Origin of the sequence: Pseudoalteromonas sp. T1lg76, assembly GCF_002964725.1 — a bacterium.
Lineage (GTDB): Bacteria > Pseudomonadota > Gammaproteobacteria > Enterobacterales > Alteromonadaceae > Pseudoalteromonas.
Genome location: NZ_PQCE01000040.1, coordinates 21158 through 29800, shown reverse-complemented (window position 1 = coordinate 29800; position 8643 = coordinate 21158). Strand labels below are relative to the sequence as shown.

General features: G+C 52.7%; 7 protein-coding genes. All 7 read right to left on the bottom strand.

The window, feature by feature from the left end:
* Window positions 1–134 precede the first annotated feature (134 nt).
* The 7 genes from C2M35_RS14205 to C2M35_RS14175 all read right to left on the bottom strand — a co-directional run bounded on the left by C2M35_RS14205 (window position 135) and on the right by C2M35_RS14175 (window position 8636).
* Window positions 135–605, bottom strand: coding sequence for a hypothetical protein (locus C2M35_RS14205; protein ID WP_105265620.1), 471 nt, complete (start codon window positions 603–605; stop codon window positions 135–137).
* Between the two features lies 1 nt (window position 606).
* Complete coding sequence (locus tag C2M35_RS14200) at window positions 607–1110, bottom strand: DUF2919 domain-containing protein (protein WP_105200634.1); 504 nt, start codon at window positions 1108–1110, stop codon at window positions 607–609.
* Window positions 1107–1451: a DUF3392 domain-containing protein gene (locus C2M35_RS14195; protein ID WP_105265619.1), complete on the bottom strand. Its 345-nt coding sequence runs from the start codon at window positions 1449–1451 to the stop codon at window positions 1107–1109. Before C2M35_RS14195 ends, C2M35_RS14200 begins: the two co-directional genes overlap by 4 nt.
* Before the next feature lie 3 nt (window positions 1452–1454).
* The gene (gene ligA / locus C2M35_RS14190) at window positions 1455–3473 is read right to left on the bottom strand and encodes an NAD-dependent DNA ligase LigA (RefSeq protein ID WP_105265618.1); all 2019 of its coding nucleotides are present in this window, start codon (window positions 3471–3473) and stop codon (window positions 1455–1457) included.
* A gap of 95 nt (window positions 3474–3568) precedes the next feature.
* On the bottom strand, window positions 3569–4399 hold the full coding sequence (gene zipA / locus C2M35_RS14185; protein ID WP_105200637.1) for a cell division protein ZipA: 831 nt from the start codon (window positions 4397–4399) through the stop codon (window positions 3569–3571).
* Between the two features lie 29 nt (window positions 4400–4428).
* A complete protein-coding gene (locus tag C2M35_RS14180) occupies window positions 4429–7824 on the bottom strand; it encodes an AAA family ATPase (protein WP_105265617.1) in 3396 nt (1131 codons plus the stop codon).
* 68 nt (window positions 7825–7892) lie between these two features.
* Window positions 7893–8636 (bottom strand): TrmH family RNA methyltransferase, encoded by a 744-nt coding sequence (locus C2M35_RS14175; protein WP_105213632.1) that lies wholly within the window; start codon window positions 8634–8636, stop codon window positions 7893–7895.
* Window positions 8637–8643 lie beyond the last annotated feature (7 nt).

Sequence of the window (8643 nt, the reverse complement as noted above, 5' to 3'; positions counted from 1 at the left end):
TATGTAGTTATTCTACATAGAAAAATTCCAACACAGTGAGCATGATATTTAGCCCGCTAGAATGATTAGCTATTTAAGTGAATTGGTATTTATGTGCGGGCATTAGGTGAATACTCTCCCTATTCACTTAGTGCCTATGCACATTCTCCATATTCTAGCTTTACCTTGTCAGCGGCAATAGCATCAGCAAGCACCGAGCTCATATAGGCATGCAGGCTATCTGTGGTGCCAACAACACTAAGGCGATATTCCGTCTCCTTGGCTGTAATCTCAATGCCATGCTGCCACACATGTACCGACGAAATCCTGTCTATGGGCAGGTATTGCCAAGGACCGTGGAAGTCAAAAAAGCCCGCCAGTGAACAAACCTTTAAGTACCCCTGCTCGCGTTGAACAAAACGGCTCAGAGGATTGCGGGCGATAAACCAGGGCGTCAGGCGATACAGGCAGGATGCCAGCGCGACAGAATAGGCCAGCATCAAGGTCAGGCGTACAAGTGGCCAAGGCGCAGCCAATAACAGCAAAATAGCCACAAATGGCAAAGCCACCAGGGTGAACTTGGCCAGGGTTTTATCTACGGGGCGTAGCGAACTCGCGCTGAACACCCTAGTTGTCCTTACCTTTTTCATCGCTTTTCTTGCTCTCCAGCTCATCCGGCCAATCGGCAAAAAATACCCGTAAATAGCGGCTGCGCATTAAATACAGCAGGATCCAGGCCACCGCCACCGCTTGCACGGCAATATACAAGGAAAATCTATAGTACTGTTGTGAGGCCTGTAAAATAAGCCAGGCCAAATCCAGCATGGCACAGAGCACTAAGGGCCAGCGCATATGCCGCCACAGGGATTTTAACCTCAAACTGCTACCCGGACGACGCAAGGAGTACACGGTGGCTGGCAAAATGGCGATAGCAGCTATGGCCAAGGCAACAAAAAAATCCTGCTTTTGCCGATACACCAGGGCCACCAAATCAAGCTCAGGGCGTCGCGATATAGCGGCAAAGGCCCAGATAAGATAAGGGCGCAGCAAGATGATAAGCGCCAGGGTAAAGCCTATCGGGGTACGATAGGCGCCATGCTTATCCCAATATTCAGGACCATAATGTTTCACAGCTGAGACTTCCTGTCCGCTAAAACCCCCACCAGGATAAAGGCGGCGAATACGGTCAGCGGCAAATAGGTGCTGCCGAAAAACATCAGGGCCTTGGCCATAAAGGGGCTCACCCACAGGGTTAAAACTCCTAAACCAAAGGCGCTCACCAGCACAAAGGCTAAGGTGCGCAGTAAAAAGTGCTTACCGGCCACCAGCTTTTTAACGCTTTTGATCACATCCCCGGCATACAGGCCGATAATACAGACCACAAACACCAGGGCAATATCACTCAGATAAGGTGACAGCCACTGGCCAAAACGCGCTAAGCTCGACTCCAGCCAGGCGATAAAGTCATTCATGGCCTAGGCACCGTGCTCGGCAAACAGGGCCATTAAGTCGTCTTCACTGAGTACCTCAATACCCAGCTCCTGCGCCTTGGTGAGCTTAGAGCCGGCCTTTTCTCCGGCCACCAGGGCATGGGTTTTTGCCGACACACTGCCCGCCACCTTAGCTCCTAAAGCCTGTAATCGCGCCTTGGCATCGTTGCGGTTCAGCGTATGCAAAGTACCGGTAAGCACATAGGTCAAGCCCGTAAGTGGTTGCTCACTTTCATTTTTAACTTCCAGCGCCGGCCAGTTTACGCCTTCATCAAGCAGAGCCTGAACCACCCCTTGATTCGACTCCTCGCTAAAGAAGCTGTGAATATGCTTGGCAACTATCTCACCCACATCACTGACTTCCTGAAGCTGCTCTATACTCGCCTGCATAATGGCATCCAGGCTCAGGTAATGATTGGCCAGGTTTTGCGCCGTCGCCTCACCTACCTCGCGAATGCCCAGAGAATAGATAAACTTGGCCAGGGTTGTGGTCTTGGCCGCCTCCAGGGCATTGACCAGGTTGGCTGCCGACTTAGGCCCCATACGCTCCAGGCTTTCAAAGTGACCCTGACGCAACTGGAATAGCTCAGCCGGAGTATGGATCAGCTCTCGCTCAACCAGCTGCTCGACGATTTTATCCCCCAGACCATCTATATCCATGGCCTTGCGCGAGGCGAAATGTTTAATCGCTTCTTTACGCTGCGCCGCACACACCAGACCGCCGCTACAACGGGCCACCGCCTCCCCTTCAATACGCTCTACATGGGAATGGCACACGGGGCACTCGCTTGGGAAAAGGATATCTTTTGCATCTGCCGGGCGCTGCTCCAGCACCACCTGAGTGATCTGCGGGATCACATCACCGGCGCGGCGCACCACCACGGTATCGCCAATTTTCACCCCGAGACGGGCAATTTCATCGCCATTGTGTAAGGTGGCATTGGAAACCGTCACCCCACCTACGTACACAGGCGCCAGGCGTGCCACTGGGGTAATAGCCCCGGTACGACCGACCTGGAATTCCACATCCTGCAACTGAGTGATCTCTTCTTGCGCTGGGAACTTAAAGGCAATGGCCCAACGCGGCGCGCGGGCAACAAAGCCCAGCTGCTCTTGGGCGTCCTTATCGTTGACCTTGATCACCACGCCATCGATTTCATATTTCAACTCGCCGCGACGCGTAAGAATATCCTGGTAATAGGCGATGGCCTCATCGGCGCCATTGACCAACTTGGTCTCCGGGCAAAGGGGCAAGCCCCAGTCTTTCAACTGATGCAACTGCTCGAAGTGACCCCCCGCCAATTCGGCGCCGGTTACCTGGCCCATGGAATAGGCGTAAAACATCAGTGGGCGTTTGGCGGTGATCTTAGAGTCAAGCTGACGCAAACTGCCGGCGGCGGCATTGCGCGGGTTGGCAAACACCTTGCCCTCGTTTGCCTTGGCTTCCTCGTTAAGACGATGGAAACCGGCCAAGTCCATAAATACTTCGCCGCGCACTTCTAACTCTTCGGGGAAGTCACCGCGCAGCTTCAGGGGAATATTGCGAATGGTTTTAACGTTTTCGGTAATGTTTTCACCTACCTGACCATCGCCGCGGGTCGCCGCCTGTACCAGCACACCGTCACGATACAAGATAGATACGGCCAGACCATCGAGCTTGGGCTCACAACAAAACATCGGCTGGGTGCTTGCGGCCAGACGGTCGTTAATACGCTTATTAAAGGCATTAAACTCGTCTTCATCAAAAGCGTTGTCCAGAGACAACATGGGCACCTGGTGGGTCACCTGAGAGAATTTGCTCAGCGCCGCGCCGCCCACTTTCTGGCTTGGCGAGTCAGGGCTTTGTAAATGCGGGTGCTCGACCTCCAATGCCTGTAATTGGCGCATCAGGCGGTCATATTCAGAGTCGGGAATGCTGGGGTTGTCCAACACATAATAATTATAATTGTGCTCCTCCAGCTTGGAGCGAAGCTCGGCAATCTGTTGCTCGGGGGTGAGACTCATATCTACCTCGATAAAAAAGCCACCGGGAGGTGGCTTAGTGTCAATGTGTTTCCCTGCGTGTTTAGCCTTGGCAAAGCAAGGCCGACACCTCAGGATTAAGCGTACTCGCGGACTTTTTCCACGTACTCGCGTATGCCGTTTACACTCAGCGGTTGACGTTTATGATCCAACAGCTCGGCACCGAATTCTTCGGCCAGCTTTTTCGCGGCACTGTGCAGCATATTAAAGGTGGTCATGGCCTCGCCTTCGTTTGGCAAGGTCATAAACAAACTGATACCTGCGGTGCTGAATTGCTCCATATTGTCGATATCAAAGGTACCCGGGTTGTACATGTTCACCATGCGGAAAAGTACCGGGCCCTGGCCGCTGCTTTGCTCGTGGCGATGGAAAAAGCCATCGTCGGAATATTTGAAGCCCAGTGTAAGTACTAAGGGCAATAACTTGGCGCCATGCATTTGCAGGCCCTCAGGCATATGCACATGGATAATTACAAAATCTTCTGGCTGTACTTCGGCATTTGGCTGGGGCTTCGCTGAAGGATCTGACGAAGGCTCGGCTGCAGCGTCCGTTTGCGCCTGCTCTTCGGCCTCGATGCTAAAGTCGCCCATTTTGGGCTCATCGTCCAGGGCATTAAAACTAGGCTCTTCACGCACCTCTGAGGCCACCTCTGGGGTCATAGCGGGCTCTTCGGTTTGACCTAATCCTCTCTCCTGGTCTCGCGATGCAGCCTCGGTCTTTGACGTTGACGCTACTGTAGCCGCAGGCTCACTGGCTGCTTTTTGCTCAGAGGCCGGCTTGGCTTTTGTCGCCGCGCTGCTATCAACCGACTGCGCGCGTTTACGCACCGACCATAGGCCGTGAATCAGCAAACCGCCAATAACTACCGCACTGATTAGAATTAATACCCATCTGAGATCTTCGGCCATCCCCTCACCTTTATTCTTAGTTTGTTCAATTAACTGGCTTGAGCCATTTCCATTGCTTGCTCAATATCCACTGCCACCATACGTGACACTCCAGGTTCCGCCATAGTGACGCCGGTCAGGCGCCCTGCCATTTCCATGGCTATTTTATTATGGCTTATGTATACAAATTGCACGGTTTGCGACATTTCTTCAACCAAACGGCAAAAACGACCGACATTGGCATCATCTAACGGCGCATCAACCTCGTCAAGCATACAAAATGGTGCTGGATTGAGCCTGAATATCGAAAACACCAATGATAATGCGGTCAGCGCTTTTTCTCCACCACTTAACAAATGGATTGTGGAATTTTTCTTACCGGGCGGTCTGGCCATAATTGCTACCCCACTTTCAAGCAGGTCATCGCTGGTCAATTCCAAGTAGGCCGAGCCGCCACCAAAGACCTTGGGAAACAGCTCTTGCAAGTCCATATTGATCTGCTCAAAGGTGGCCTTAAACTGGGCCTTGGTTTGGCGGTCGATTTTGGCTATGGCCGCTTCCAGCGTGTCCATCGCCTTGGTGAGATCTTCTAATTGCTCATCCAAATACTGCTTGCGCTCCTTGGCACTGGCAAACTCATCGATGGCCGCCAGGTTCACTGCGCCCAAATCGCTGATTTGCTTATCCAGGGTCGTGAGCTGCGCCTGCCAGCGTCCGGCTTGCGCATCTTGTGGCAAGGTTTCCAGCACGGCTTTTAAGCTGGTATTGAGCTCTTCTAGGGGAGCCAAGGCCTGTTGTGCCTTTAAGGTCAGGGTTTGCTCTGCCAACAGAGCCTGCTGGATCTGCTCTTGCAATTGCTCCCTTTGCTGCTCGCCCTGTGCCAGCTTATCTTTATTTCGCTGCAATTCGCTTTGCGCCTGCTCAAGACGCTGTTGTAGGGCCAATTGCTCCTCACTCAGCTGCTCTTTTTGCTCCAGCAAGTGAGCGATTTGCTCTTCCTGCAGGGCGATGGGTTCGGCCACTTCCTGCTGCTCGGCTTCAGCCTCAGCTAATTGCTCACGGGATTGCTCCAGCGAGCGTTCAATATTTTGCAGCTTGCTGCGACTTAACATCAGCTCACTTTGCAGTCGCTCTGTGCTAATTTGTGCCTCGTTCACCTGAGCTTGCAGCTCCTGAACACGCAACTGAGCCTGCTTCAATGCCTGCTGAGCTTGCTCAAACTGGCGGCGCTCTTGAAGTGAATTGTGCTCGGCCTGTTCTAAGCTTTCCTCAGCTTGCTCAATACGCGCCTGCTGTTGTTCAAGCGTCAATTGTGCCGTTTCAATTTGCTCGCTCAGGGTTTGCTCTTGAGATTGCAAACGCTCAAGTTCCTGTTGCCATACCTGGGCCTGCTCTTTAAGGAGCTCCTGGCGGGTTTGCATACTGGCGTAAGATTTAGAATGCTCGTGAACTTCTTGCTTGGTCTGTTCCAGCGATACTTTAAGCGTTTCCCGCTCGCCGTTGAGCTGCTGCAACTCTTTTTCTATGGCCGGTAATTTATCCCGGCGCTGCTCTAAGGCTGTCTCTAACTCATTGAGCTGCTGGCGCTGGGCAAGCACTCCGACATGCTCGCTGTTAGCCTGCAAACACCAGTGGCGACCATGCAGATGGGCGTTTTCATCAACCACTGCCAACCAGCTTGGGTCGTCCAACACCCGGATATCGCCCTTGGCGTCAAAGGCGATGCGATGTAACAGATCCGGGTAGTGGCCGGACTGAATAAACTGGGCGACCGAGCGATGAGGCGCTTTATCGGTTTGCGGCGTTAACCAGCTGCCACTTTTATCAGCCATAACCTGCAAATGGCGCAGTTGCATCAAGGCGGCTTCTATTATCTGCTCATAACCCTTTTGCACCTCAAGCTGGAATAAAACGCCCTTGCCCTGCTCAGCCTCTTCATCCTGTAACAGGGAGGCAATGGCATCACGTTTGGCGCCCAGCTCCTGCATTTGCCGCAGTATGCCTTGATGCTCCTCGCTGGCGTGACTCAACTCTTCATCATTGGCGTGTATGGCCTGCTCAAGTTTTAGCTGCGCACTTTTTGCCTTGGCCAGGCGCTCGGTCAACGCCTTGCTTTGCTGCTCGCTGTCGTTAACTTGCTGGGAAAGAGAGGTATCCTGATGCCTGCTCAGGGCCGCACCATTGTCTTGTGCCTGCTGCTGCAAGGCCTGCAGCTTGACGGCAGCGCCTTGGTGCTCGTGGCGGCATTGCTGCAACTGTTGCTGACTTTGAAATAAAAGCTCGCGCTGTTGATGCTGTTGCTCTTGCAACTGTGCAAACGCTTCATCAGCCTCATCACGCACCGCCTGGCATTCGAGCATGGCTTCTTGTAACTGTTCACTTAGCAGCTGCTGCTGCTCACATCGCTCCTGATGCTGGGCCACAAACTCATTTTGCTGGCACTGGGCCTCAAGGAGCTGCGCCTGTTGTTGCTGGTTTTGCGCTATGCTGGTTTGCAACTGGTGGGCCCGTTGCTTGGCATGAATTTGTTGCTGCTCCAAACGCGCCAACTGATTGTCGGTTTGAAATATTTGCTGCTGGTTATGGTTTAGCGCCGCGCTGGTATCATCCAACTGCTGTTGATAGGCGCTCAGCACGTCCTGCTCACCGCGATGAGCATCCTTAAAAAATGCCAGTTGCTCTTTTAGCTCGGCGAGTTGTTCGGACTGTTGCAGTTGTTGTTGGTGCAGTTTTTGCCATTTAAGTACCGCCAGCTCGCCCTTATAGCGGCGCTGCTGGGCTTTGAGTTCACGATAACTGCTGGCTTGCTGGGCCTGATGCTCTAGCTTATCGAGCTGACTTTGCAGCTCGGCGCGTACATCAAGCAGACGCTCAAGATTTTCCTTGGTGCTGCGAATACGAGTTTGTGTCTCGCGGCGACGCTCCTTGTATTTGGACACGCCGGCGGCTTCTTCGATAAAGACCCTGAGTTCCAGTGGCTTACTTTCGATCAGCCGGGAGATCATGCCCTGTTCGATAATGGCATAGCTACGCGGCCCAAGGCCGGTGCCTAAGAAGATATCGGTAATATCGCGTTTGCGGCACTTACTGCCATTGAGGTAATAAAGGGACTGGCCGTCGCGGGTCACCACGCGCTTAATAGCCACCTGATTTCGCGCCGCCAGTGTGCCGGGTAAGCGCCCGAGGGTGTTATCAAACACCAGCTCCACCGAGGCTTGGGAAACAGGTTTACGGGTTGCTGCACCATTAAAAATAACGTCCGTCATAGCATCGCCACGGAGGTTTTTGGCCGAGCTTTCACCGAGCACCCAGCGTACCGCATCAATAACGTTAGATTTGCCACAGCCATTTGGCCCCACCACACAGGTCATGGGGTCGGGAAATGGGATCTTGGTGGCATCAACGAAGGACTTAAAACCCGCCAGTTTTATGCTGCTTAAGCGCATTACGCCTCATTATTCTAGTTGTTATTCTAGTTATTATTGGTTGCAACATCTGCCTTAGCGCCAGGCGCTTAACCGTGACAACGCTTTATATTATCTAAAATAATGCCACTGGCAATAGCCACATTTAAGGATTCGGCGCCACCATAGCCGGCAATAGTGATACGCTCGCTGACATGCTCCGCCACTGCATCACTGATACCGTGAGATTCACTGCCCATCACCAAGATGCCTTGACCGCCAAAGTCGGTGTGATGCAGGTTTTGTCCACCTAAGAAAGCGCCGTAAACCGGCTTATCACAGCTTTCCAGGTAGGCGGGCAAATCGACTTGATGGCATGACACCCGGGTAAAGGAGCCCATGGTGGCACTGATCACCTTGGGGTTATAAGGATCGGCGCAATTGGCCGACAACAAGACCTGTTTAAAACCGTACCAGTCCGCCAAACGAATGATGGTGCCGAGATTGCCCGGATCGCTGACGCCGTCCAGGGCTATTTGCCAAGGGGTATGCTCGATTTCCACCTGAGCCATGGGGGCCACGGCAATGGCATCGTTATTAGTAACCAGGGTACTGACCTTAGACAAGGCCGCTTCATCGCTGTGATGCACATCCTTACCACTTAAACGGCTTTCAATCAGTTGTTTATGGGCCGCGCAGAACTCATCGCTGGCAAAGAGTTCGGTGATGCCATGCTCGCTTTGCAACAGTTCAAGCACATTTTTAGTGCCTTGAACTAAAAATGCTTGCTGCTGTTTACGGTATTTCTTTTGACCTAATTGACGCAGGTGCTTTTGCTGATTTTTTGAAAGCATAGGGCAT

What these genes read in the sequence shown, in the direction of transcription:
- C2M35_RS14175 (WP_105213632.1), bottom strand. Translation starts at nt 8,636, where the DNA reads ATGCTTTCAAAAAATCAGCAAAAGCACCTGCGTCAATTAGGTCAAAAG.
- zipA (WP_105200637.1), bottom strand. Translation starts at nt 4,399, where the DNA reads ATGGCCGAAGATCTCAGATGGGTATTAATTCTAATCAGTGCGGTAGTT.
- ligA (WP_105265618.1), bottom strand. Translation starts at nt 3,473, where the DNA reads ATGAGTCTCACCCCCGAGCAACAGATTGCCGAGCTTCGCTCCAAGCTG.
- C2M35_RS14180 (WP_105265617.1), bottom strand. Translation starts at nt 7,824, where the DNA reads ATGCGCTTAAGCAGCATAAAACTGGCGGGTTTTAAGTCCTTCGTTGAT.
- C2M35_RS14195 (WP_105265619.1), bottom strand. Translation starts at nt 1,451, where the DNA reads ATGAATGACTTTATCGCCTGGCTGGAGTCGAGCTTAGCGCGTTTTGGC.